Below are 23779 nucleotides of genomic sequence, written 5' to 3' on the forward strand. Positions count from 1 at the left end.
AGGACTTCTAGCGGATATCTCCTTAAAATGAGTTTCCGCCCATGCATCTAATTTTACTGGTGAATTAATCGCGTACGCTGTCGGTCTGCTTCAACTCATCCAGGGTTGGCATCGACACGATGTGATAGCCGGAATCCACATAATGGATTTCGCCGGTGACGCCTGACGAGAGGTCGGACAAAAGATAGAGCGCCGAGCCGCCGACCTCGTCGATGGTCACCGTGCGGCGCAGCGGCGAGTTGCGCTGCTGGTAGGAGTACATGTGGCGGGCGTCCGAAATTCCGGCGCCGGCCAAAGTACGCACCGGTCCCGCCGATATGCCGTTCACCCGGATGCCGCGCGGGCCATAGTCGTTGGCGAGATAGCGCACGCTGGCTTCCAGTCCGGCCTTGGCGACGCCCATGACGTTGTAGTTCGGCATGACGCGGACAGAACCGGCATAGGTCAGCGTGATCATCGCGCCGCCTTCGCTCATCAGCGGGGCGGCATGGCGGGCGACCTCGGTGAAGGAGTAGCAGGAGATGACCATGGTGCGGACGAAATTGTCGCGGCTGGTGTCGGCGTAGAGCCCCTTGAGCTCGTTCTTGTCGGAAAAGCCGATGGCGTGGACGACGAAGTCGAGCCCGCCCCATTCCTTGCCGAGCGTCTCGAAGGTGGCGGCGACCGATGCGCTGTCCTCGACGTCGCACGGCACCACCAGAGACGCCCCAAGCTTCTCGGCAAGCGGCTTGACGCGGCGCCCGAATGCGTCGCCCTGATAGGTGAAGGCAAGCTCCGCTCCGTGTTCGGACAATTTCCTGGCGATGCCCCAGGCGATCGAATGATCGTTGGCGACGCCCATGACAAGCCCGCGCTTGCCCTTCATCAGTCCGTCCATGGCCGGCAATCCCCCTACAAAAAAACGCTGGCCTTATGCGGAATAGCGCTGGAAAATCAGCGTTGCGTTGGTGCCACCGAAGCCGAACGAGTTGGACAAAACCGTGTCGATCCTGGCGTCGTCGATGCGCTTGCGCACGATCGGCATGCCCTCGAATTCGGGATCGAGGTTTTCGATATGGGCGCTCTCGCCGATGAAGCCGCCTTGCATCATCAGGATCGAGTAGATCGATTCCTGGACGCCGGCGGCACCCAGCGAATGGCCGGTCAGCGACTTGGTCGAGGTGATGAACGGCATCTTGTCGCCGAACACCTCTCGGATGGCGCCCATTTCCCGGGAATCGCCGACCGGCGTCGAGGTGCCGTGGGTGTTGATGTAGTCGACCGGCGTGGACACCGTCGCCAGAGCCTGGCGCATGCAGCGCACCGCGCCTTCGCCCGACGGGGCCACCATGTCGTAACCGTCCGACGTCGCGCCATAGCCGACGATCTCAGCGTAGATCTTGGCCCCGCGCGCCTTGGCGTGTTCGAGCTCCTCCAGGATGAGGACGCCCGCGCCACCCGCGATGACGAAGCCATCGCGGGTGGCGTCATACGCGCGTGACGCTGTTGACGCCTTGTCGTTATACTTCGACGACATCGCCCCCATGGCATCGAACAGGTCCGACATCGTCCAGTCGAGGTCCTCATGGCCGCCGGCAAACATCACATCCTGCTTGCCCCACTGGATCAGTTCGTAGGCGTTGCCGATGCAATGCGCCGAGGTCGAGCAGGCCGACGAGATCGAATAGTTGACGCCGTGGATCTTGAACCAGGTGGCGAGCGTCGCCGACGCGGTCGACGACATCGCCTTCGGCACCGCGAACGGACCGATGCGCTTGGGGCTGTTGTTCTTGAGCGTGGTCTCGGCCGCCTCGACGATGGTGCGGGTCGAGGGGCCACCCGAGCCCATGACGATGCCGGTGCGCTCATTGGTGATGTCGCTTTCGCCAAGCCCGGCGTCGGCGATCGCCTGGTCCATCGCGACATGGTTCCAGGCCGCGCCCTGGCTCAGGAAGCGCATGGCGCGCCGGTCGATCATAGGGGTCGGGTCGAGCGTCGGCGCACCCCAGACCTGGCAGCGGAAGCCGTGTTCGGCGAAGGAATCTGAGAAGCTGATGCCTGATTTGGCATCATGGAGCGAGGATTGCACCTCGTTGGCGTTGTTGCCGATCGACGATACGATGCCGAGGCCTGTGACGACGACCCTTCTCATTCGCAACTCCTTCCAGCGGATGATCCCGAAACCCTAGTCGGTTTTCGCCGGCGATCATACGCAAAACAAAAATGCCGCAGCGTCGTTGCGCGTCCGGGAACGCCCTGCTGCAGTGGCGCCGGTCAGGCGGCCGATTGCTTGGACAGCCCCACTTTGAGGTCTGTCGCCGCGTATATGGGTTCGCCGTCGGCTTTAAGCCAGCCATCGGCGATGCCGAGAACCAGGCGTCCGCGCATGACGCGCTTGAAATCGATGCCGTATTCCACTTTCTTGACCGAAGGCGTCACCATCCCCTTGAACTTCACTTCGCCGGTCGACAGCGCCATGCCCTTGCCCGGCTCGCCGAGCCAGCCGAGGTAGAAACCCGTCAATTGCCACATGGCGTCGAGGCCCAGGCACCCCGGCATGATCGGATTGCCGATGAAATGGCAGGCGAAAAACCACAGGTCCGGCTTGATGTCGAATTCGGCGCGGATGAAGCCCTTGTCGTGGGCGCCGCCGGTCTCGCTGATCTCGGTGATGCGGTCGAACATCAGCATCGGCGGATAGGGCAGCTGGGCGTTGCCAGGCCCAAACAGCTCGCCGCGGGCGCAGGCAAGCAATTCCTCATAACCGTAGCTGGATTTCGAACCCGCCATATGTCTCGTCCCCATAATGTCCCGGGCGGTGGGGCGCCCTTGTCGTTGGTTTCCTAACACAATCCCTTTCGGTCCGGAAACCGGCGTTTGCGCTTAACCCGCCCGTCTGCCCGGGTCAATGCGCGCTCTCGCATCGGCCCGAAATCGATCTCGATTCCGGAAAGCACGATGCGACGCCAAAAAAGCGATAGAGCGCACTTAGTGCGTCCAACTGGACGCACGTCGCTCTATTGATCGTATTCCGCCAACAGAATATATGTCGGGAGGTATCCAGTTTCGGTTGATGACGTTTTTTCGCCACTCTGGGCGTGTCTTGAGGCAGAACTGTGGGCTTGGACGGATAGATGGATCTGGGCTGCCGGAAGGAAAATGTCGCTGTGGACAAGCGGGTTCGCGAAGCCGGCCTCAGGCCGACACGCCAACGCATTGCGCTGGCCGATCTGCTGTTTGCCAAGGGCGACCGCCACCTTTCGGCCGAGGAACTGCATGAAGAGGCGGTCGCCGCCGGCGTGCCGGTCTCGCTCGCCACCGTCTACAACGCGCTTCACCAGTTCACCCAGGCCGGCCTGCTGCGCATCCTGGCGGTCGAGGGGTCCAAGACCTATTTCGACACCAACACCTCCGATCACCATCATTTTTACATCGAAGGCGAAAACAGGATCTTCGATATAGAAAGCGGTCCGGTGACCGTCTCCAACCTGCCGGAGCCACCCGCAGGCATGGAGATCGCCAATGTCGACATCGTGGTGAGGCTGCGCCCGAAGCGCAGCGTTTAAGCCCCAACCCGTGAAACCTGTCGATTTTGCAATCCGGCTCGAATGGGTTGCGGTCGCGGTCGTGGCTATAGTCGCCTATGCCGCGTCAGGCGTTTCCTGGTGGCTGTTCGCCCTGCTTATTCTGGCGCCCGACCTGTCGATGCTGGGCTATCTCGCCGGGGCACGGATCGGCGCTGTCGCTTACAACGCGTTGCACATATTGATCGTCCCGCTGTTGCTGGCCCTCGCCGGATATGTTCTGGCCAATTCGACGGCGACCGCTATTGGTCTGATCTGGATCATCCACATCGCCGTCGACCGCGCGCTCGGCTACGGTCTCAAACTGTCGACTGGTTTTCAGGACACCCATCTCGGCCGTATCGGCCGTTAGGCCTCCAGCAATCTCAATTCTTGACGTGCTCGCCGGGATAGGCGCCCCACACCTGCGACTGGGCGATCCAGCCGGTGTGGCCGTCGAAGGTCATTTCGCACCACTGGCCATCGCAGGTTTTGATCGTGCCCGTAACGCCCGGCTCGATGATGGCGATGACGCTGGCGTCCTTATCGGCATCGTCGAGCAGATTGATTCGGCCACCTTTGGTGCGTTGCCAGGGGGCGACGATCGCGGTCCGGCGGCCGGACAGCAGCGACTGGTTGATCCAACCCTCCGAGCCATCGGCATCGCGCACGCGCCGCCAGGTATCGAATTCCTGGATGATTTCCATCGGCAGGCCGGCCTTTGTGTACATCCAGTCGACGGAATAGTTGGCGCCGGGGCCAACGCGCGAGTTGACGCGAGCCGATTTCAGGCTGACGAAACGCGGCAGCGGCAGGCCGCTCGGCCCGAGCGTGACCGTCTGCACAGGTGCGGCGGCACCTTGCGCCGCGGCTTGCGGGGAATGCAGGAGAGCGCCGAGAAGCGCTGCGCTGAGGATCAGGCGAAGCGACGCGAAACCAGACACTTTCATTCCTTTCGGCGCGTGCCCTTTGGTCCGGGCGCCCCTTTTTCTTTGTCTTCGGCGGCACCGCTTGTTACAGGAGTGGCAGGCACCGCGACCGGTATTCAGTTTCGCCTGTCTTGGTTAAAGAGGTCTCAACGAGATCGGGTTCGAGGAAACAATGGCAGGCAAAAAACGGCCTCTCGTCGTCATCACGCGCAAGCTGCCCGATCCGGTCGAGACCCGCATGCGCGAACTCTTCGACGCCAGGCTGATTGTCGAGGACCGCCCGATGACGCAGCCGGAGCTGGTCGCGGCGATCAAGGAAGCCGATGTGCTGGTGCCGACCATCACCGACCAGATCGATGCGGCGCTGATTGCCCAGGCCGGCGACAATCTCAAGCTGATCGCCAATTTCGGCAATGGCGTCGACAAGATCGACGTCGCTGCGGCGGCCAGGAAAGGCATTACCGTCACCAACACGCCGAACGTGCTGACCGAGGATACGGCCGACATGACCATGGCGCTGATGCTGGCCGGGCCGCGGCGGCTGGCCGAAGGCGCCAATGTGCTGACCAGCGACAAGAAATGGGCCGGTTGGTCGCCGACCTGGATGCTCGGCCGGCGCATCTGGGGCAAGCGCCTCGGTATCGTCGGCATGGGCCGTATCGGCACTGCGGTTGCGAGGCGCGCCAAGGCTTTCGGCTTGTCGATCCACTACCATAACCGCCATCGCGTGCTGCCGGCGGTAGAGGAAGGGCTGGAGGCGACCTATTGGGAAAGCCTCGACCAGATGCTTGCCCGCATGGACATCATCTCGGTCAACTGCCCGTCGACGCCGGCGACCTTTCATCTGCTTTCGGCGCGGCGCCTGGCTCTGCTTCAGCCCACCGCCTATGTGGTCAACACCGCGCGCGGCGACATTATCGACGAGGAAGCGCTGGTCAAGCTTATCCAGGACGGCAAGATCGCCGGGGCCGGCCTCGACGTCTACGAGCACGAACCGGCGCTGAACTCGAAACTGCTGAAGCTTGCCGCCAAGAACAAGGTCGTGCTTTTGCCGCATATGGGTTCGGCGACGATCGAGGGCCGCATCGACATGGGCGAGAAGGTGATCATCAATATCCGCGCCTTCTTCGACGGCCACCGGCCGCCGGACCGCGTGCTGCCGCTACGGACTTGAAGCGGGCCGCGTTCAGGATGCGGTTGTGAGGGCGCCATCCGCCGCGACACTCACACGCTTGCCGGGATAGGCCTCAAAAGCGTCGCGCCTAAGCCTGAGCGCTACCGGCGTCCGCCAGCCCATTTGCCTGGCCACAATCAAGCCAAGCAGCAGGATCGCGTCCGGCTCGTGCAGCACGAGTGCCGTCGGCGCATGGCCATTGTGGAGGAGTTCCATCAGCACGGCGGACGCCGAGGACGAGCCGATCGTGCCGGGCAGGAACAGCACGCGACCGGAAATGGTTTCGCCATACTGGGGGTGGCGGACATCGGCGATGCGGCCACTCTTCGGATCGACGCCACCCCAGAAGCTGATCGGCGCCGTCAGCACCAAGGCCAGCCCTTCGCCTCCGCTGCCCGGCACCAGTATGTCGGCTGCAGCATTCATGCGGCGATGTCCGTAAACCTGGGCTTACCGGCAACCGCGCTTTCCACGCAGTCGGCCAGCGAGCCGTAAAGCACGGCGTAACCGGTATTGCCCGGCGCGTAGTGCGCGAATTTTCCCGAATTGGTCATCAGCACGCCGCCGGCCAGATCCGGCAGGATCGGCGTCACCACCACGCAGGTGTCGGCGACGATGATGACGCCGCTGGCTTCGAGCATCTTGCGCTTGCCGTTCTGCTCCAGCCTGGTGAGCACGTGGCGGCCGGTGCAGGCGTAAATCGGCACGCTGAGCCGCCGCCCGCCAATCAGCCGCTCAAGTGCATCGAATTCGGCCAAAGACAGATGCGGACTGCCGATCGCCACGGCATCGATGGCGGTCTGCGTGGCTGCGGTGGACAGGCCGGCGCGGGCCTTCATGGCCATCTCCGGCGTTACGCGGATCATCGTTTCCGGCCTGCCGCCCACCAGGATGGTCTCGGCGTCGGGCGCCTCGGGCGTCACGCCGGCAATGTGGAACAGGCCGACGGCGCCCGACGATGCCGCCGCCGCGCCGAAGGCCTTCAGCGCATCCTCGCCGGGATGGCTGAATATGCCGGTGACGACGCCGATCGCATTGCCGACCTCACGGCCGTAGAGGTTGCCCAGCACCGGCCAGGCGATCTCGGAGCCAAGGAACGAGGCGGATAGGCCGGACACATCGAACACCAGCCGTGCCTGCCGGTTCTCGGGGCGATGCAGGCCGTAATCCGGCGCGCGGCCCGATATGGCGCAGGCGATGTCGAGGAAGTCGCCATAGCGGTTGGTGCGTGCCCCCAGAACCGAATTGCAGAACACCACCGCGTTGGATTCACCCCAGGCGACATCGCTGCCAAGCGCCGGCCTGTGGCCGGCCTGATAGGGCGCGCAGGTCCAGCTCTGCTCGCAGCCCAGTTTGCGGTAGGCCTCCATCATTCGTCGCGCCATGCCGCGCGCCGGCTCTTCGAGGCGCACGCGCGAGCAGCCCATCAGGTCGAGCGCGCCGACATTGAGCGTCGAGCGCACCGCGACCCTGGCGCCGCTATCGACCAGCCTTTCGGCAAACAGCGTGCCGGAATCGCCGTGATAGAGCGCGCCGTCTATATGCGTCGAGGCGATCGGGATAAGTCGCGGCGCGCCGAGCAGCGCAGCGCTTTCGGCAACGATGCGCATCGCCATCGCCGCCCCGTCATGGCCGGAGGCGACTGTCTGCTCCTGTGAGCTGAGTGCAAGGCTCACGCCAACTCCTTGCGCAAGGTGATCGAGGTCGGCCGGTCATAGCCGTCATGCGCGGTGCGTTCAGTCTCGCGAAAGCCGAGACCGGCAAAGGTTGCATGATTTACGGTCAGTTCGATTCGCGTCTGCAGTTCGATGGCCGGTTTGTTCCGGCTGCGGGCGAGAAATTCGACAGCCTGCATCAGCCGCCTGCCGATGCCTTGCCCTTGAAGCTCAGGTTCGACGGCGAGCTTGCCGATGTAGAAATCATCGGCTCTCTCCAGCGCGAAAACGCAGCCGGCGATCCTGTCATCCTGCAGGGCCAGCAACACGGTCTCTCGGCCAGCCTTGTCCCTGAGGTTTCCGGCGTTCAGCAGATGTGCCGAGGAGGGCGGGTCGATGACGCCGTCCATCGGTGCAAAGGCGCGCATGATCAGGCTGAGCAGTTCGTCCCAGCGGTCGAAGCCGGGGGCGAGCTGCGTGACCAAAACACTGGCAGGCTGATCCATGCGGTCAGCTTCTCTTGTAGCGGATCGTGTCGAAGCGCGCCGACAGCGCATCGTAGAGCAGCAGCCGGCCGACCAGCGGTTCGCCGATGCCGGTGATCAGCTTGATCGTTTCCATCGCCTGCAGCGTGCCGACGACGCCGGTCAGCGCACCGACGACCCCGGCCACCGCGCAGGATGGCACCAGCCCCTCTGGCGGCGCTTCGGGAAAGAGGTCGCGATATCCAGGGTTCGGTCTGCCGTCGGTGCCGGTGCCGAACGGCATCAACACCGTAACCGAGCCGTCGAAGCGGCCGACGGCGGCATGCACGAGCGGCCGCTTTTCCGCCGCGCAGGCATCCGCCACCACATAGCGCGTCTCGAAATTGTCGGAGCCGTCGACGACCACGTCGTAGCGCGCCACGAGAACGGCAGCATTGTCGGCCGTCAGCCTGAAATCGTGCAATTCCACCGCGACATGGGGATTGATCCGGGCGATCGCTGCTTTGGCGCTCTCGGTCTTCGCCGTTCCGACCGTATCGGTGGCGTGGATCACTTGCCGCTGCAGATTGGACAGCGAGACAATATCGTCGTCGACGATGCCAAGCGTGCCGACGCCTGCGGCAGCGAGATATTCCAGCACCGGCGCGCCGAGGCCGCCGGCGCCGATCACCAGCACTCGCGCCCGCTTCAGCCTCTGCTGGCCGGCGCCGCCGATCTCAGGCAGCACGATGTGGCGGGCATAGCGTTCGAGTTCTTCGTCGGTGAGGGCGGCAGGGGTCATTGCCCGACCATATAGCGGAGCAAAAACCTTGTCAGGTCTCTTCGGTTGGCCCAACCGTGCCGTGGTCGACGGTGAGGAACTGCGCGCGTCCCCTCAGGCTGGAAAACAGCGCGGCGTCGGTTCCGGTCATGAAGGCCTGGCAGTTCAGCTCCTCCAGGATCGAGAACAGCGCGGCGCGCCGGCCGGCATCGAGATGCGCGGCAATCTCGTCGAGCAACAGGATCGGCGTCATCCCCGACATCTCGCCGGTCAGCCTTGCGTGCGACAACACGATGCCGACCAGCAGCGCCTTCTGCTCTCCGGTCGAGCAGAGTTCGGCCGGCATCGCCTTGGGGCGGTGGCGCACCAGTAGATCCGAACGGTGCGGGCCGTCGAGCGTGCGTCCGGCGGCGCGGTCGCGCTCGCGGCCGTCGGCAAGGGCGTCGCGATAGCGTTGCTCGACATCCACAGCGGGTGCTGAGGCGACATGGCTTTCAAGGTCGCCGAAGAGGCTGATGTCGGCTTGCGGAAACGGCCCGCTGGACGGCAACCTGTCGATCATGGCGGCCAGCAGGCGCACCAGCTCGGCGCGCGCAGCCGCGATCGCCACGCCGGTTTCGGCCATCTGCATCTCGATGGCGTCGAACCAGGCGCCGTCGCGCGAGCCTTCCGTAAGCAAGCGGTTACGTCCGCGCATCGCCTTCTCGTAATCGAGCGCACGCTGGCCGTGGCCAGGATCGACAGCCAAAACCAGCCGGTCGAGAAAGCGCCGCCGGTCGGCGGCAGGTCCGGGGAACAGGCCGTCCATGGCCGGCGTCAGCCAGACCACGCGCAGCCATTCCAGCATGGCGTCGGCCGACCGTGCCGGCGCGCCATTGATGCGCACCTTGCGACCGCCCTCGCCGGCCGCTTCACCCCCGGTGATGCCGGTGCCGATCTCGACCTGCCCCTCCGGCCCGTCGAGCCTTGCGTGCAGCGCAAAGCCGCCATCGCCGCCTTCGCGGGCCACGTCGACATAGGGCGCACGGCGCAGGCCGCGGCCAGGCGTCAGCAGCGAGATGGCTTCCAGGAGATTGGTCTTGCCGGCGCCATTGTCGCCGGAAAACACCACCGCGCCGGGTGAAAAGCCGATCGACAACGCCGCATAATTGCGGAAATTCGTAAGTGTGAGCTTACTTATGTGATTTTGTTCCGGCAACCGCTATCCGCCTGTAGAAGTCGCCGCAATCAATTATGCTGCAGTGTGCCGCAGTGCGGCTGCTACACCCGCATCGGCATCAGCACGTAGAGCGCGGTCTCATCGGCCATGTCGTGGATCAGCGTCGGCGAACCGGCATCGGCCAGCATGAACTTGGCTTCCGTGCCGGTCAGTTGAGCAGCGACGTCGAGCAGATATTTGGCGTTGAAGCCGATCTCGATCGGGTCTGAGGAGTAATCAGCGGCCAGTTCCTCGGTGGCGCTGCCCGAATCCGGATTGTTGACGGCAAGCGTCACCTGGCCTTCGGTGATCGAAAGCTTCACCGCGCGGCCGCGCTCGGAGGAAATGGTCGAGACGCGATCGACGGCGGCGGCGAAGCTCTGGCGGTCGATGATCAGCTTCTTGTCGTTGCCGGTCGGAATGACGCGCTGGTAGTCCGGGAAAGTGCCGTCGATCAGCTTCGAGGTCAGAACCACGCTGCCGATGGTGAAGCGGATCTTGGTGTCGGACAATTCGGTGGTCACCGCGACATCGGGATCGTCGACCAGCTTCTGCAATTCGCTGACCGTCTTGCGCGGAATGATGATGCCCGGCATGCCTTCGGACCCGGCCGGAGCGTCGATCTCGGCGCGCGCCAGGCGGTGGCCGTCGGTCGCCACCGAACGCAGCTTCAGCTTGCCGCCAGTTTCATGCGTGTGCAGGTAGATGCCGTTGAGATAGTAGCGCGTCTCTTCGGTGGAGATGGCGAACTGGGTCTTTTCGATAAGGCCTCTCAGGGCGACGGAATCGAGCCGGAAGATGTGTGAGAAGGATCCCGCCGAAAGCTCCGGGAAATCGGACTGCGGCAGGCATTGCAGGCGAAAGCTCGAGCGGCCCGACGTTACCGTCATGGCGTTGCCGTCCTCGTCGGTCTTCAGCATCACTTCGGCGCCGTCGGCCAGCTTGCGCACGATGTCGTAGAGCAGGTGCGCCGGAACCGTCGTCGCCCCGCCGCGCTCGACCTTTGCCGGCGTCGCTTCGGTCACTTCGAGGTCGAGGTCGGTGGCTTTCATTTCAAGGCTGGCGCCCTCGGCGCTGAGCAGCACGTTCGACAGGATCGGTATGGTATTGCGCCGCTCGACCACGCGATGAACGTGGTTGAGCGACTTCAGGAGATTGGACCGTTCCAGGATAACACGCATGACGAAACAGGCTCGCTTGAATGAATGGACGGGTCACCAGTGGGCGGCGCCCCGCGAAAGGTCTGAACAGGCTCAGAATCTATGCAAACTGACAGGAAAAAGCCAGCAAACGCAAGTCCGGGCCACCGGTTCGCGCCGGTTAAGCGGGCTTTCTGGGGATAAAGCGGACGTTGGCCGGCAACCGATGCATGTCGCCGAAAACTGCGCAGCGGTTTTGGGACAACGACATGCATCAAAACAAGAAAATTTAAAGCGCGACGACCGTTTGCCGCGCCGATCAGGCTTGGTCGTTGATCAGCCTGCGCAACAGTTCCAGTTCCTGCGCCAGCGTGTTGTCGACGCCGGAAAGGTCCTCGATCTTGCGCACCGCATGCAGCACCGTGGTGTGGTCGCGCCCGCCGAACCGCCGGCCGATCTCCGGCAGCGAGCGCGGCGTCAATACCTTCGACAGGTACATGGCGACCTGCCTGGGCTTCACGATGGTGCGCGTGCGCCGGTTGGACAGCAACTCGGTCTTCGACACATTGTAGTGGCGCGCCACGATGCGCTGGATGTCCTCGATGCGCACCCGCTTCGGCTCGCCAGAGCGATAGATGTGCCCCAGGATCTCGTCGATGCGGTCGATGGTGATCGCCGGCTCGAACGACTGACGAAACAGCAGTTGGTTGAACGCGCCCTCCAGCTCACGACCGCTGCCGGTCACCGTGCGGGCGACATGGTTGAGGATCTCCTCCGAAATATTGAGCGATGCATCGTCAACCTTGGCGGTGGCAAGCCGAAGTTTGAGCATGCCTATGCGCATGGCGAAGTCCGGCGCCGACATTTCCAGCGCGACACCGCCATTGAGGCGCGAGCGCACCCGCGGTTCCAGCGATTCCAGTTCCGACGGCGGCCTGTCAGCGGCAACCACCACTTGCTTGGCGCTGTCGAGCAGCATGTTGATGAGATGGCAGAATTCGTGCTGGATCGACTTGCCCTGCAGGAACTGCATGTCGTCGATGATCAAGAGGTCGATGTCGCGCAGCTGTTCCTTCAGCGTCAGCGCATTGTTGTCGCGGATCGCGGTGGCGAAGCGCCACATGAAATATTCGGCCGTCAGATAGACGACGCGCGATTTCGGGTTCTGTTTCAGGGATTCGGCCGCAATCGCCTGCAAAAGGTGCGTCTTGCCGAGCCCGACGGTCGCATGAAGGAACAGCGGGTTGAAGCGCACCGCGCTCGACTGCGATTCCGCCACGGCTTTGGCTGCGGCGAAAGCCACCCGGTTCGACGGGCCTTCGATGAAGGAGCCGAACGTGTAGCGCGGGTCGAGCGGCGACCCCAGCACATTGTGCCGGAATTCGCTCTCGATCGGCGTGCCGGGACGAGGGGCGGGCGCCCGCTCCACCCTGCCGGGGCCGACCGTGCCGGCCGCCAATGCGGTCTGCGTATGCTTGGTCATCTTGCGCGCCGGCACGGCCTCGGGTTCGACGCCATTGCGGGCAGGACGGGTCGCGGTGCGCACGACCATCTCGATCTTGAGGATTTCGGGATCCTCGTGCTTCCACAGATCGGCGATGAGATCGAGATAATGGCCATTGATCCACGAGCGCAGGAAGGCCGTGGGCACCGAGATGCGTACAATGCCCCGGGAAGCCTCAGCCACCTTCATACGGCCGAACCAGCTCGAATAGACCTCGGTTCCCAGGCGCGCCTTCAACTGGGCCTTGACCCGGTCGAACTTCTGTTCCGCGTCGCTGGAAGCCGCCATATCGTGCGCTCCGACCAATGTTCCGGGAAATGGCAGGTCGCCCGTAAGCTCCCGCTCGATGCCGCTCTGCATGATTGTGCGTCCCTTTTCCTTTGTACCTTTTTTCCGCCGGGAGTGCGCCTCCTGCACCCATGTTTCCGGCGACCGTATCTTCGCTACAACACCACCGCCGCCGCCGGCGGATGACGTTGCCTCGTCAGAATGGGATGGGTCCCGGCTGCTTAAAGCCAGTCCGTCTGACATGTTCGGGCAAAGCGGTGCTACCCGGCGAAAACGCCGGTGCGCCATCAAGCTGCCATGTACAATTACGCCAGTCCCCTATCGTATCGAAAAGGCAAGCCATACCCGTTCGCGGAATTGATCCACGTCATGAATTCTGCCACTGTTAGCTGGCCGATTCAGGCTGGGTTAAGGGCTAATGGCCCGTCCCTTTCGATAGACCGACATTACCGAAATCGCTGTGGATAGGGCAAGGCCACCTCTAACGGATTTTTAAGGAATCTGGTTAGTGAACAACGGTTCGGGCTCCGTGCTGGAAGCGCATATTTTGACAAAGCCATTGGGATTCAAACCCTTTTGCCGCGAATATGAAAATGGCTGTGCGGTTTGAAATTTTCTGAAATAATTCGCTTGACACCAACTTGCTGCCTATCGCCCACAGGCGATGTGAACAAGCTGTGGATCACTTCCAGCAAGTCGTTGAAAAATATCAGCAATTTGTGACAGCCAAATTTATTGGCGTGGGCCGTTTCGGCGGATTGGAATATCAGTGGGAGTGTATGTGCCGGCAAAGCATTCCAGACTCTGGAATGCGGCTCGGGCGTGCTTTGCGGCCGTTCTTTTTAAGTGCTTGCCGGCAAACGAAAAAACCCGGCACGATTGGCCGGGTTTGAAAGAACGACAGTTCAGGAACGGTCAATCAGGCCGACAGCACCTTGAGGCGGTGAGCCAGACGCGACACCTTGCGCGATGCCGTATTCTTATGGATCACGCCCTTGGTCGCGGCGCGCATCAATTCCGGCTCTGCGGTCTTGAAGGCTTCCAGCGCGGCTGCCTTGTCGCCGGCAGCCAGTGCCTCTTCGACCTGGCGGACATATGTACGCACGCGCGAGCGGCGGTTCTTGTTGATCGCTGCGCGGCGGGCGATCTTGCGCGTTGCCTTTTTGGCCGAGGAGGTATTGGCCATGATGCCTCTCTTCTGATCTGGTGGGCGCATGCGGGATGCCGCAGGGCGCAAAAAACAAACGGGCAGCCAACGGCCGCCTCGGTTGGAGCGGCTTATAGTTCAGCTTTTCCGGCGCGTCAACGCCGCTTTGGCTTCTTTTTGGTCCGCGCCGCCGCCACTCTAGCGATTGGTGAAATTCGGCTTCCGCTTCTCGGCAAAGGCTGCCATCCCTTCCTTCTGGTCGTCGAGCGCAAACAGCGAGTGGAACAGCCGGCGTTCGAAGCGCAGTCCCTCCGCCAGCGTCGTCTCGTAGGCGCGGTTGACTGCCTCCTTGGCCATCATCACCGATGGCAGTGAAAACTCTGATATCCTGGCCGCGGCCTTCATCGCCTCCTCGATCAACTCGCCGGCCGGCACGACGCGGGAGGCCAGGCCGCTGCGCTCGGCTTCGGCGGCATCCATCATCCGACCGGTCAGGCACATGTCCATGGCCTTCGACTTGCCGACAAAGCGGGTCAGCCGTTGCGACCCGCCCATGCCGGGAATGACGCCGAGCGTGATTTCGGGCTGGCCGAATTTCGCCGTGTCGGCGGCAATGATGAAATCGCACATCATCGCCAGTTCGCAGCCGCCGCCCAGTGCATAGCCGGCGACCGCCGCGATCATCGGCTTGCGCGCACGGGTAAACTCTTCCCAGCCGACGAAGAAATCCTGCACATAGGCCTCCGCGTAGGTGACGGCCTGCATTTCCTTGATGTCGGCGCCCGCCGCAAAAGCCTTCTCGGAACCGGTGATGACCATGGCGCCGATGCCGGGATCGGCGTCGAACCCCTTTGCCGCCGTCAGCAAATCCGCCAGCACCTGCGCGTTCAGCGCGTTCAGCGCCTTGGGCCGGTTCAGCGTGATCAGGCCGACCTTGCCGCGCGTCTCGACGATGATGGTTTCATAGCTCATGGGCTGGCCTCCTGGTTGCGGCACTGAAGGACCGTCTAGCTTACCGCTGGCAGGTCCGGCAATAAAAGGTCGAGCGGCCGCTTTGCACGATGCGCTCGATGTGGCCGCGACAGCCGGGCGTCGGACAGGGCTCGCCTTCGCGATCGTAGACCGCGAAGGAATGCTGGAAATAGCCCGGCGACCCGTCTGTGTGCACATAGTCGCGCAGCGAAGACCCGCCGGCGGCGATCGCATCGGCGATCACCGAACGGATTGCCTCGGCCAGTCGTTCGCTCTGTTCCTTGGCCTTCTTGCCGGTCCCGGCGATGGTGCCTGCCTCGCGCAATGGCGAAAGGCCGGCGCGCCACAGCGCTTCCGACACATAGATATTGCCGAGCCCGGCAATCAGCTTCTGGTCGAGCAGCGCCGCCTTCAACGGCGATCTGCGGCCCTTCAGCAGAGAGGCGAGCAGGGCGCCTTCCAGCGCATTGCCGGTCGGCTCGACGCCCAGTCCCGCGAGCATCGGATGCGCGTCGGCCAGGCCTTCCGCAAACAGCATGAAGCCGAAGCGACGCGGGTCGTTGAAGACCACGCGAGACTGGACGCCGACAGGCGACACGACATGGAACACCACATGGTCGTGCTTGGCATCCTTCGAGCGCTCTTGATGGAACGTGCCGGGCGTCTCTTTGTCATCAGCGGCCTCGATGCGGAACGAGCCCGACATGCCGAGATGGCAGATCAGCACCGGGCCACCGTCCAGGTGTATGGTGAGATATTTGGCGCGGCGGCCAAGCGCGATGACCGTCTTGCCGGTCAGCCGCTGCGCAAATTTCGCCGGAAACGGAAATCTGAGATCGGGCCGGCGCGCCTCGACGCGCACGATCCGCGCGCATTCCAGAACCGGCTGCAGGCCGCGCCGGACCGTTTCGACCTCGGGCAGTTCAGGCATGGCCGCCTATCGCCGAATGGAAGGAAGCGCCGTGGCGGCCGCGCGCCAGCTTGAGGTGTTCGGCGACCGTCTCGCCGATATCGGCGAAGGTGGTCCTGAGCCCGATGTCGCCGCCCGTGAGACCCGGTGCGGTGCCGATGACCGGGACGCGTTCGCGCGTGTGGTCGGTGCCACGCCATGTCGGATCGTTGCCATGGTCGGCGGTGAGGATGAGCAGATCGCCCGGCTTCAGCTTTGCCAGTGCCTCGGGCAGCCGGCGGTCGAAGGCTTCGAGCGCCGCAGCATAGCCGGCGACGTCGCGGCGATGGCCGAACGCGGTGTCGAAGTCGACGAAATTGGCGAACACCAGGTCGCCGTCGCCGGCATCGTCCATCGCGCCCAGCGCCTTGTCGAACATTGCCATGTTGCCGGGCGCCTTGCGTACTTCCGAGATACCGCGGTGGGCGAAGATGTCGCCGATCTTGCCGACCGCGATCACCCGGCTGCCGCGCCCGGTCAAGCGGTCGAGCAGCGTCGGCTCAGGCGGCGGCACGGCGTAGTCATGGCGGTTGTAGGTGCGCTCGAAGGTGGCTGATGTTTCGCCCAGGAAAGGCCGTGCGATCACCCGTCCGATCTTCAGCGGATCGACCAGCCGGCGTACCGTCTTGCAGAACTCGTAGAGCCGCTCCAGGCCGAAATGAACTTCGTGCGCTGCTATCTGCAGGACGGAATCGACCGAGGTGTAGCAGATCGGCTGGCCGGTGCGGATATGCTCCTCGCCGAAGCGCTCGATGATCTCCGTGCCGGGCGCATGGCAGTTGCCGAGAATGCCCGGCACCTTGCCCTCGCGGATCATCGCTTCGGTCAGTTCGGCAGGGAAGGCGGGCACCTTATCGGGGAAATAGCCCCAGTCGAACCGCACGGGCAGCCCGGCGATTTCCCAGTGACCCGACGGCGTATCCTTGCCGCTCGAAATCTCCTGCGCGGCGCCGTGGAAGGCGGAGGCTGAAACGGCGGCTTTGCTGTCGAATTGGAAGCCGGTTGCGGTTTCTGCTGCGCGGCCGAGACCGAGCGAAACCATGGTGGGCACCTTCAGCGGTCCCTCGCGCAGGCCCTCGCGATCGGCGCGGGCTTCCGCGCAGGCCAGCGCGATATGTCCGAATGTGTTCGAGCCGGCGTCGCCATAGCGTTCGGCATCGGCGGCGCCGCCAATGCCGAAAGAATCGAGAACGAAGAGGAAAGCGCGTGACATCGGTGCCGTCATTGCCAGTCTGGTTGACCAGACATAAGGTCCCGTCGCGGCATTGGCAAATCGTAAACCAGGCGGCAGCGGCCTGGCGCAATAGTCGCGAGGTCGGGCAGGCGCGCTGTACGCATCCTTGAGACATGCGATGCGCTTCAAGGAAACGGTGTGCGGGGCATGGATCGATGAGACGGGCTGACCTCGGTTGGAGTGCACTAGCGACCACTGTAGCGCTCCTGGCCTCGCAGCTCGCCGCGCACGCCGACTGGCGCGACCAGATCGGCACGTTTCGCATCGGCATCGTTGCCGAGCCGGACGCCGGCAACACGGTTCCGGGTCTGGCCATGCTGACTGACGCCTACGGCAGGGCGCTCGGCATGAAGGTGGAATTCGTCGTCGCGCATGACTATGCGGCGCTGATCGAGGCGCAGGCCAATGGCCGGATTCAATACGCGGTCTATTCGGCGACCGCCTACGCCACCGCCTCGGAGCGCTGCGGCTGCGTCGAACCTCTTGTGGCGCCGGTCGACGCCGACGGTGCCACGGGCATCCGCTCCGTGCTTTTGACGCGCGACGGCAGGCTTTCCGATCTCGCGGCCCTGGAAACGCACCGCATCGCCATGGCGCCTTCCGACAATGTCGGCGGTTCGCTTCTACCGCTCGCCGGGCTGGCGGCCGACGGCATCAAGATCAGCCAGGATGCGCCATTCCTCGCTCATGCCGGCTCGGCTGCCGCCGCAGAAGCGATGCTGGTCGATGGCCAGGCCGATGCCTTGTTCGGCTGGGAGCGGGCCACGGCGGAAAACCGGACGGCGATTGCTGGCGATCAGCCGGCTGATCCGGACGGCACGGCGGCGCGACTGGAGGCGGCGGGCATTCCAGAAGCCGCGCTCCAGATCATCTGGACCTCCGGCGTGCTCAGATACGGCCCTCACGCCGTCCGCAGCGATCTCGACCCCGAAGCCAAACGCCGACTGACCGTCTTCCTCACCAATCTCAGATCGCAGTCGCCGGAAGTCTACGATTTCGTGGAATCGAAACATTCGGGAGGGTTCACGCTCGCCGCTGCGAGTGACTATGCGATGGCCGATTCCATCGTGCGCCTGGTGTCGGGCAGCACCGACAGCGGCGCGCAATAAAGCCGGGGTCGGATGGGCCAGAGCTGCTTCAGCAATCGCTGCAGGGGATCGACGTGGTCCGGCGCGGCCTGAGATAGTAGGTTTCGCTCATCGTTATCTTGCCTTCGTTGAAGGCCGAGATAAATCCGAGCGGCTTTTCGGAGCCTTCCGACCAGGAGATGATCGGTTGGTATGCTAGAGTGGTTTTGACACGAATGAGGAAAGTCCCCGCAACATTGAGCGTCGCCGGAACGGTGGTGGAAGTTGTCGGGTTGGAGTCGCGGCCAGTCTTCCCATCCAGCACGCTCCAGGACCACGCCACCTTTGCTTGCGGTATCGGATTGTTCGGGTCGGTTCTGATGTCGATTGCCGTAATGGAGATATTGGCGACCGAGCGGTTGTAAGGCTGAAGGCTGGAGTTGCCGATCTTCATGATGTCGGTGAGATCTGCGTTGACCACCGACGTTTGCTGCGTGACGAGGTCGGCAACCATGGAGCTGATGCGGCTGACCTTCTTGCTGGCCTCGATGGCTTGCGAGGCCTCCATCGTAATGAAATACATGATCAGCAAGACAGGCACGATGAGGGCAAACTCGACGGCCGCTATGCCGCGCCGATCGGAAAAAAACCGCTCCGCTCTCTTCCAGCTAACCGACATCCCCGGATGTGCCCCCGCACGAAACATGCACTTTTCCTTTTGCTTACACGTGCAATTTCAGTTGTCGAATGGCTCGTTTTGCCACGTTGTCGTCGCGTAATGCAGAGTCTTGCCGCCATCCATATTCGACATGTATTGAGCCATGAAATCGGTCATGACCGGCCAAGGGTAAAAGACCCGCAGCATGTTCTTTGATTCTGCCGGACCTATTGTAGGGGTCCCGAAAGCCGGGTCCTTGCCTGTATCCGGATCCTTGCCCGTCAGCGTGATGGTCGAGCCGGAAATCGTGAAACCCGCACTGGCTGCCCCGGCAAAGGTCTTGAACGGGCGCAGATCCACCAGCAAACCGGGGCAACCCTTCGCGACAATGATCTCGAGTCTGGCGCAGACCAAGCCCTTCAGCTTCTCTTCCGTCACATCCGCTTGCCTCAACTGGCCAGTACGCAACTGACGGGCGATATCATCGGTGATGTTGGCCATCACCTCCTGTCCGGCAAATGAAACGCAGCTCTCGAGGATGGCGAAGACGAGAGCCGCAAACGGTAGCGCAAGCATCGCGAATTCTATCGCCGTGCTGCCGCGCCGATCACGAAGGAAATGAGGGGCAAACGTCACGCGCCCTGCCTTGGCCTTGCAGATCTCGCGTTCTGAATCCTCGTCCAAAACGTCGCCCATATCCCGTTCCTGCGATCCTGATGCGGTACCGTCAGCACCACTATCAAGAACCCATTTAGCTCCGGTTTGAATGACCGTTAAATTCGACCAGGCGACATTAACCGGCCGCTAACCGACGCGGCTTTCCCGAGACAATCGAGCCAACTGAGGCGCTTACTGCCCAGCGCTCATCTCGGCTTCGGACGACTTTTCCGAGTCGCTCTTGTACGAGCTTTCGCAATAGGGCGTGCAGGACATGGTCTGTACCGAGGCGCGCCTGTAGATACGCACGGACGACGCGTCCTGGCGCACCACGGTCACCTGCTCGTCGACGATCGGGCTGCCATCGTGGTCGAGGACAACCAGATTGGTGACGCCGAACCCCTTGCCAGTCAGTACGATCGTCGATGCATCCTGGACGGAGGCGTCGGCAATCGCCGGATTGCCGACGACTATGGTGTCGGCGGGGCGTGTCAGTTTGACGATCTTGGCCTGATTCATCGTCACTTCGATGCCGGCTCCGGCCTTGGCCGGCAGCACAAAAGCCGGGACGGCGAGAAGCGCGACAAGCAGGAATGACGATTTCATGGCAGTCATCAAGGCGCTCCACAGCGGCAAAACTTGTTCAAAGAAACATGAAGGAGATTGGTGAACCAACGGTTAAACCCTTGACCGGCGCCGGGGTATTCGCACCAATCCTGCTGCCAGCTAATGTAACAATGCATCCTGCCGATAGCCGTGAAATTACAGCTCTTCACGGGCAGGCGAGCTACTGTCCAGCGTTTAGTTTACGGTTAACCACGCAAGCTGTTCGAAGCGGGAAAGGAATCGGTAAGGCTGTTTATTAAGCCGATTGAAAGAGCTTCTCCGTAGATTGGCAGCATCCGATCAACCACCACAGAAGTTGACGGAAGTGCTGTAACACGTGGAGTAGGAGCTCTCGAATGTCTAATCTCATCGCACGTTTCGCGAAGGACGAATCCGGCGCGACCGCTATCGAATACGGTCTGATCGCCGCTCTCATCGCGCTTGCCATCATGGTTGGCGCTGGTCAGCTCGGCAATGCCCTGAACGCCAAGTTCACGACCATCGCGGATTGCGTGAAGGATCCGACGAACGCTGCTTGTAAGTAATGATCTAGCATCCTGTTTCGACGGGTAGACTGGAAGGGCCGCCTCGCTGGCGGCCCTTTTGTCTTTTGAAGATCGTTTGGCTTTGGTCTTGCTGCGCCGCTTAGCGCGCTGACATTTCTCGGGATTTGACCCGGATGAGCAGAACTCACCAATCCTTAACCCAAGCCGCCTAACCTGCAGCCATCGTTGCCTTTCCAACCATGAGAGACCGATGCTCAACGCACTGATCTTCGTTGTCTTTCCGTTTTGCATGCTTTTTGCGGCGATCTCCGACGCGCTGTCGATGACAATCTCCAATCGGGTGCCGGTGCTGCTTGTGGCCGTCTTTGCCGTGGTTGCGCCACTGACGGGTATGGACTGGGCAACTTATGGCTGGCATTTCGCCGCCGGCGGCCTGGTGCTGGCCGTGACTTTCGGTCTGTTTGCGCTCGGCGGCATGGGCGGCGGCGATGCCAAGCTTTTGGCAGCCACGTCCATCTGGATGGGGCTCAACATTCACCTTGTCAATTACCTCCTGGCTTCGACGTTCATCGGTGGCCTGCTGACGCTCGCCATTCTCCTCTATCGGAAATCGCCGCTGGCGACCTACACCAGTCACAATCCGGTCCTGCGCCATTTCGCCGACGAGATGAATGGCGTTCCCTATGGCATCGCACTCGGCATTGGCGGGCTGCTGACCTATCCGGATTCGCCCTTGATGGAATGGGCATTGGCAAGGTTGGCGACCTGATGTAGCGAACCTCCTCTGCCCTTCCGGCATCGATCCTGAAAAAAAGAGGCGGCTTGGCCGCCTTTTTCATTTGTCGGAGCATGGTCGTGTAATTATGTAAACCTTGAATTAATCACGATCGTAAGCATTGTATTAACCTTGTTTTGACGATTGCCGCTGCAAAGTCCGGCCTGGCTAGGTGGTTGCCTAAAGGCGAGGGTTCGGACAGATGCCAGCATCCCGACTGATCATTCTGGGCGTGGCGGTGGCCGCGGCGGGTGGTGCAGGTTATGTTGCCAAGAATATGGTGGCGGTCCCGCCCCAGCAGGTCGTCGTCGATGCCCCGCAGGCGCCGGCCATCGCCTTGCAGGATGTGCTCGTGCTTTCCGGCGACGTGCCGATGGGAAGCCCGCTTGAGAACAATCTCAGCTGGGAGTCCTGGCCGTCCGATGGCATCAATGCGAATTTCATCACCCGTGCCGCCGAACCCGAAGCGCGGGAGAAGCTGAAGGGCTCCGTCGCCCGCATGGCGATGTACACCGGTGAGCCGTTGCGGCGCTCCAAGCTGATCGGCGAGGGGCAGAGCTTCATGTCTTCGATCCTGCCCACCGGCATGCGTGCCGTCGCCACCGCGATCTCGGCCGACACGTCGGCAGGCGGCTTTATACTGCCTAACGATTTTGTCGACGTCATCATGACCCGCAGATCCGACACCGGCAACGGCGGTAGCGGATTCACCACCGAGACCATCCTCAAGAACATCCGCGTCCTGGCGATCGATCAGACCATCCAGGAGGACGAGGAAGGCAAGAAGACCAGGGTCGGACAGACGGCGACGCTGGAGCTGACGCCGCAGCAGGCCGAGATCATCACCGTCGCCCAGCAGATGGCCGATCGCCTGACGCTGGCGCTGCGCTCGATCACCGACAACAAGGAAAAGGGTACCGATGAAGCCGACTACCTCGTTTCCGGCAATGGGCGGCGCGGAACGGTGCGGTTGATCAAATCGGGCGAAGTTTCCGAAGTAGGGGCAAGGAAATGAGGTTAGTCGCTAGACTGCCGGTCACCACGGCTGCGGCCATCGGCCTGCTTTTTCTCGGAGCCCATGCAAGTGGCCTTGTCGACGCCAAGGCCGCCGGAAAGAGCGTCGGGGTCACGGCCTCGTCGGCCACGCAACGTGTCAAGCTTGGCCTCAACAAATCGGTGGTCATCGATCTGCCGAGCGACGCCTACGACATCCTGGTCGCCAACCCCGCGGTCGCCGATGCGGTCACCCGCACCGCAAGGCGGATCTATCTGTTCGGCAAGTCGGTGGGCGAAACCAACATCTTCGTCTTCGGTCCCAATGGCGAGCAGATCGCCAGCCTGGATCTGGCCGTCGAACGCGACGTCGCCGGATTGGAAGATTATCTCAAGCGCTTCCTTCCGAATGCCGAGATCAAGGTAGAGTTGCTGAACGACAACGTCGTCCTGACCGGGACGGTGGACACGCCGCTCGATGCCAAGCGCGCCGTCGATCTGGCAACCATCTTCGTGTCCGGCGGTGAAGCGACGACCGGTCAGTATTCGCAGACCGCGGCAGGCGGCAATGCCAATGGCGGCGTCGACATCAACAATCCGGATGCCGAACGCCGGGTCTCGAAGATCGTCAACCTGCTTCAGATCATCGGCGACGACCAGGTGACGCTGAAGGTGACCGTGGCCGAAGTCAGCCGCTCGGTGATGAAGCAGCTCGGCGTCAACATGGTTGGCAAAGGCAGCTCCAACGGCATCAGCTTCAATGCGACCAGTGACACCTTCCCCGGCCTAGGCAAGCCGTTGTCGAGTTCGGGGGTCAATTTCGCCACCTCTGCTCTGCAGGGCTACATCACTGCGATGGAGCAGTCCGGCGTCATGAAAACGCTGGCCGAGCCTACTTTGACGGCCGTCTCCGGCGAGAAGGCGACCTTCAGGGTCGGCGGCGAATACAATATGGTCAGCGCCGTTACAAACGCCAAGTCGGACGCCAATCAGAATGCCGACAGGGTTTGGACGGCTCAGAAAATCGAATACGGCATCGGCCTGGAATTTCAGCCTGTGGTGCTGTCGCCCGGTCGCATCAGCCTGAAGGTCAGGACGTCGGTTTCCGAACCGACCACCGAAGGCGCGGTCTCTTTCGGAGACACCAATATTATATCGCTGCGTAAACGTTTGGCCGACACGACCGTGGAACTGCCTTCGGGTGGATCGATGATGATAGCCGGCCTCGTCCGCGACGACGTCAGGCAGGCCGTAAACGGCTTGCCCGGACTGACCAAGATCCCGGTGCTCGGCACGCTGTTCCGCAGCCGCGATTTCGTCCGCAACGAAAGCGAGCTGGTCATCATCATCACGCCCTATCTGGCGCGGCCCGTGGCGCGCAACGACCTGACCAAGCCGGACGACAATTTCAACGCCGCCGGCGATGGCCCGGCCATGTTCCTTGGCCGCGTCAACCGCGTCTACGGCACCATGCAGACCGACAAGCCCAACGGCCGCTACCACGGCGTTGTCGGCTTCATCTACAAGTAAGCGGGGAGCGG

General features: G+C 62.5%; 27 protein-coding genes. 9 read left to right on the plus strand and 18 right to left on the minus strand.

From position 1 onward, the window contains the following. Positions 1–64: 64 nt before the first annotated feature. The 3 genes from fabI to fabA all read right to left on the minus strand — a co-directional run bounded on the left by fabI (position 65) and on the right by fabA (position 2769). Complete coding sequence (gene fabI / locus NLY36_RS19495) at positions 65–877, minus strand: enoyl-ACP reductase FabI (protein WP_023669564.1); 813 nt, start codon at positions 875–877, stop codon at positions 65–67. 33 nt (positions 878–910) lie between these two features. Further along, a complete protein-coding gene (gene fabB, locus NLY36_RS19500) occupies positions 911–2131 on the minus strand; it encodes a beta-ketoacyl-ACP synthase I (protein WP_023736148.1) in 1221 nt (406 codons plus the stop codon). A gap of 122 nt (positions 2132–2253) precedes the next feature. After that, positions 2254–2769 (minus strand): 3-hydroxyacyl-[acyl-carrier-protein] dehydratase FabA, encoded by a 516-nt coding sequence (gene fabA / locus NLY36_RS19505; protein WP_023669566.1) that lies wholly within the window; start codon positions 2767–2769, stop codon positions 2254–2256. A gap of 344 nt (positions 2770–3113) precedes the next feature. Between fabA and irrA the strand changes: the two genes are divergently transcribed. Next, positions 3114–3545, plus strand: a complete 432-nt coding sequence (irrA, locus tag NLY36_RS19510) for an iron response transcriptional regulator IrrA (protein ID WP_023688734.1) — start codon at positions 3114–3116, stop codon at positions 3543–3545. Between the two features lie 10 nt (positions 3546–3555). Continuing rightward, positions 3556–3915, plus strand: a complete 360-nt coding sequence (locus tag NLY36_RS19515; protein ID WP_023669568.1) for a DUF4260 domain-containing protein — start codon at positions 3556–3558, stop codon at positions 3913–3915. 13 nt (positions 3916–3928) lie between these two features. Here the strand turns inward: NLY36_RS19515 and NLY36_RS19520 are convergent, their stop codons facing one another. Continuing rightward, on the minus strand, positions 3929–4486 hold the full coding sequence (locus NLY36_RS19520) for an SH3 domain-containing protein (RefSeq protein ID WP_023669569.1): 558 nt from the start codon (positions 4484–4486) through the stop codon (positions 3929–3931). Between the two features lie 157 nt (positions 4487–4643). Here NLY36_RS19520 and NLY36_RS19525 point away from each other — a divergent pair, with 157 nt between their 5' ends. Further along, the gene (locus tag NLY36_RS19525) at positions 4644–5645 is read left to right on the plus strand and encodes a 2-hydroxyacid dehydrogenase (RefSeq protein ID WP_023736147.1); all 1002 of its coding nucleotides are present in this window, start codon (positions 4644–4646) and stop codon (positions 5643–5645) included. A 12-nt stretch (positions 5646–5657) separates the two neighbouring features. On the opposite strand, the gene NLY36_RS19530 is transcribed toward NLY36_RS19525, so the two are convergent. The 7 genes from NLY36_RS19530 to dnaA form a co-directional block, all read right to left on the minus strand. After that, on the minus strand, positions 5658–6071 hold the full coding sequence (locus NLY36_RS19530; protein WP_023736146.1) for an aconitase X swivel domain-containing protein: 414 nt from the start codon (positions 6069–6071) through the stop codon (positions 5658–5660). Continuing rightward, positions 6068–7321 carry an aconitase X gene (locus tag NLY36_RS19535; RefSeq protein ID WP_023736145.1) on the minus strand — a complete coding sequence of 418 codons (1254 nt, stop codon included), beginning with the start codon at positions 7319–7321 and terminating at the stop codon, positions 6068–6070. Before NLY36_RS19535 ends, NLY36_RS19530 begins: the two co-directional genes overlap by 4 nt. After that, the gene (locus NLY36_RS19540; RefSeq protein ID WP_023703474.1) at positions 7318–7806 is read right to left on the minus strand and encodes a GNAT family N-acetyltransferase; all 489 of its coding nucleotides are present in this window, start codon (positions 7804–7806) and stop codon (positions 7318–7320) included. The genes NLY36_RS19535 and NLY36_RS19540 overlap by 4 nt, the downstream gene beginning before the upstream one ends. A 4-nt stretch (positions 7807–7810) precedes the next feature. Further along, positions 7811–8566, minus strand: coding sequence for a molybdopterin-synthase adenylyltransferase MoeB (locus NLY36_RS19545; RefSeq protein WP_023703473.1), 756 nt, complete (start codon positions 8564–8566; stop codon positions 7811–7813). Positions 8567–8597: 31 nt separating this feature from the next. Then, complete coding sequence (recF, locus tag NLY36_RS19550; RefSeq protein WP_023703472.1) at positions 8598–9743, minus strand: DNA replication/repair protein RecF; 1146 nt, start codon at positions 9741–9743, stop codon at positions 8598–8600. Between the two features lie 62 nt (positions 9744–9805). After that, a complete protein-coding gene (gene dnaN / locus NLY36_RS19555) occupies positions 9806–10924 on the minus strand; it encodes a DNA polymerase III subunit beta (protein ID WP_023669575.1) in 1119 nt (372 codons plus the stop codon). A 277-nt stretch (positions 10925–11201) separates the two neighbouring features. Beyond that, positions 11202–12746 (minus strand): chromosomal replication initiator protein DnaA, encoded by a 1545-nt coding sequence (gene dnaA / locus NLY36_RS19560; RefSeq protein ID WP_031195619.1) that lies wholly within the window; start codon positions 12744–12746, stop codon positions 11202–11204. A gap of 605 nt (positions 12747–13351) precedes the next feature. On the opposite strand from dnaA, the gene NLY36_RS19565 reads away from it, so the two are divergent. Then, on the plus strand, positions 13352–13567 hold the full coding sequence (locus tag NLY36_RS19565; RefSeq protein ID WP_155923752.1) for a hypothetical protein: 216 nt from the start codon (positions 13352–13354) through the stop codon (positions 13565–13567). A gap of 26 nt (positions 13568–13593) precedes the next feature. Here the strand turns inward: NLY36_RS19565 and rpsT are convergent, their stop codons facing one another. The 4 genes from rpsT to NLY36_RS19585 all read right to left on the minus strand — a co-directional run bounded on the left by rpsT (position 13594) and on the right by NLY36_RS19585 (position 16955). Continuing rightward, a complete protein-coding gene (rpsT, locus tag NLY36_RS19570; protein WP_023681995.1) occupies positions 13594–13860 on the minus strand; it encodes a 30S ribosomal protein S20 in 267 nt (88 codons plus the stop codon). Positions 13861–14019: 159 nt separating this feature from the next. Continuing rightward, positions 14020–14793 (minus strand): enoyl-CoA hydratase, encoded by a 774-nt coding sequence (locus NLY36_RS19575; protein ID WP_023681994.1) that lies wholly within the window; start codon positions 14791–14793, stop codon positions 14020–14022. Positions 14794–14833: 40 nt separating this feature from the next. Further along, the gene (gene mutM / locus NLY36_RS19580; protein WP_023711432.1) at positions 14834–15724 is read right to left on the minus strand and encodes a bifunctional DNA-formamidopyrimidine glycosylase/DNA-(apurinic or apyrimidinic site) lyase; all 891 of its coding nucleotides are present in this window, start codon (positions 15722–15724) and stop codon (positions 14834–14836) included. After that, complete coding sequence (locus NLY36_RS19585) at positions 15717–16955, minus strand: phosphopentomutase (RefSeq protein WP_023736144.1); 1239 nt, start codon at positions 16953–16955, stop codon at positions 15717–15719. Before NLY36_RS19585 ends, mutM begins: the two co-directional genes overlap by 8 nt. A 176-nt stretch (positions 16956–17131) precedes the next feature. Between NLY36_RS19585 and NLY36_RS19590 the strand changes: the two genes are divergently transcribed. Further along, positions 17132–18085, plus strand: a complete 954-nt coding sequence (locus NLY36_RS19590; protein ID WP_023736143.1) for a PhnD/SsuA/transferrin family substrate-binding protein — start codon at positions 17132–17134, stop codon at positions 18083–18085. 28 nt (positions 18086–18113) lie between these two features. Here NLY36_RS19590 and NLY36_RS19595 read toward each other — a convergent pair whose 3' ends face one another. The 3 genes from NLY36_RS19595 to NLY36_RS19605 all read right to left on the minus strand — a co-directional run bounded on the left by NLY36_RS19595 (position 18114) and on the right by NLY36_RS19605 (position 19973). Then, positions 18114–18722, minus strand: coding sequence for a TadE/TadG family type IV pilus assembly protein (locus NLY36_RS19595; RefSeq protein WP_245260268.1), 609 nt, complete (start codon positions 18720–18722; stop codon positions 18114–18116). A gap of 57 nt (positions 18723–18779) precedes the next feature. Continuing rightward, positions 18780–19397: a TadE/TadG family type IV pilus assembly protein gene (locus NLY36_RS19600; protein WP_050587454.1), complete on the minus strand. Its 618-nt coding sequence runs from the start codon at positions 19395–19397 to the stop codon at positions 18780–18782. 153 nt (positions 19398–19550) lie between these two features. After that, entirely contained in the window at positions 19551–19973 is a 423-nt protein-coding gene (locus tag NLY36_RS19605) for a pilus assembly protein N-terminal domain-containing protein (RefSeq protein ID WP_023681988.1), read from the minus strand. Positions 19974–20320: 347 nt separating this feature from the next. On the opposite strand from NLY36_RS19605, the gene NLY36_RS19610 reads away from it, so the two are divergent. The 4 genes from NLY36_RS19610 (at position 20321) to NLY36_RS19625 (ending at position 23768) form a co-directional block, all read left to right on the plus strand. After that, positions 20321–20509 carry a Flp family type IVb pilin gene (locus NLY36_RS19610; protein WP_023688723.1) on the plus strand — a complete coding sequence of 63 codons (189 nt, stop codon included), beginning with the start codon at positions 20321–20323 and terminating at the stop codon, positions 20507–20509. 211 nt (positions 20510–20720) lie between these two features. Then, positions 20721–21239, plus strand: a complete 519-nt coding sequence (locus tag NLY36_RS19615; protein WP_023736142.1) for an A24 family peptidase — start codon at positions 20721–20723, stop codon at positions 21237–21239. Between the two features lie 208 nt (positions 21240–21447). Further along, positions 21448–22260, plus strand: a complete 813-nt coding sequence (gene cpaB, locus NLY36_RS19620) for a Flp pilus assembly protein CpaB (RefSeq protein ID WP_023669587.1) — start codon at positions 21448–21450, stop codon at positions 22258–22260. Next, positions 22257–23768, plus strand: coding sequence for a type II and III secretion system protein family protein (locus tag NLY36_RS19625; protein ID WP_023736141.1), 1512 nt, complete (start codon positions 22257–22259; stop codon positions 23766–23768). The genes cpaB and NLY36_RS19625 overlap by 4 nt, the downstream gene beginning before the upstream one ends. Positions 23769–23779 lie beyond the last annotated feature (11 nt).

It is taken from the genome of Mesorhizobium sp. C399B (genome assembly GCF_030323185.1).
Classification (GTDB): domain Bacteria; phylum Pseudomonadota; class Alphaproteobacteria; order Rhizobiales; family Rhizobiaceae; genus Mesorhizobium.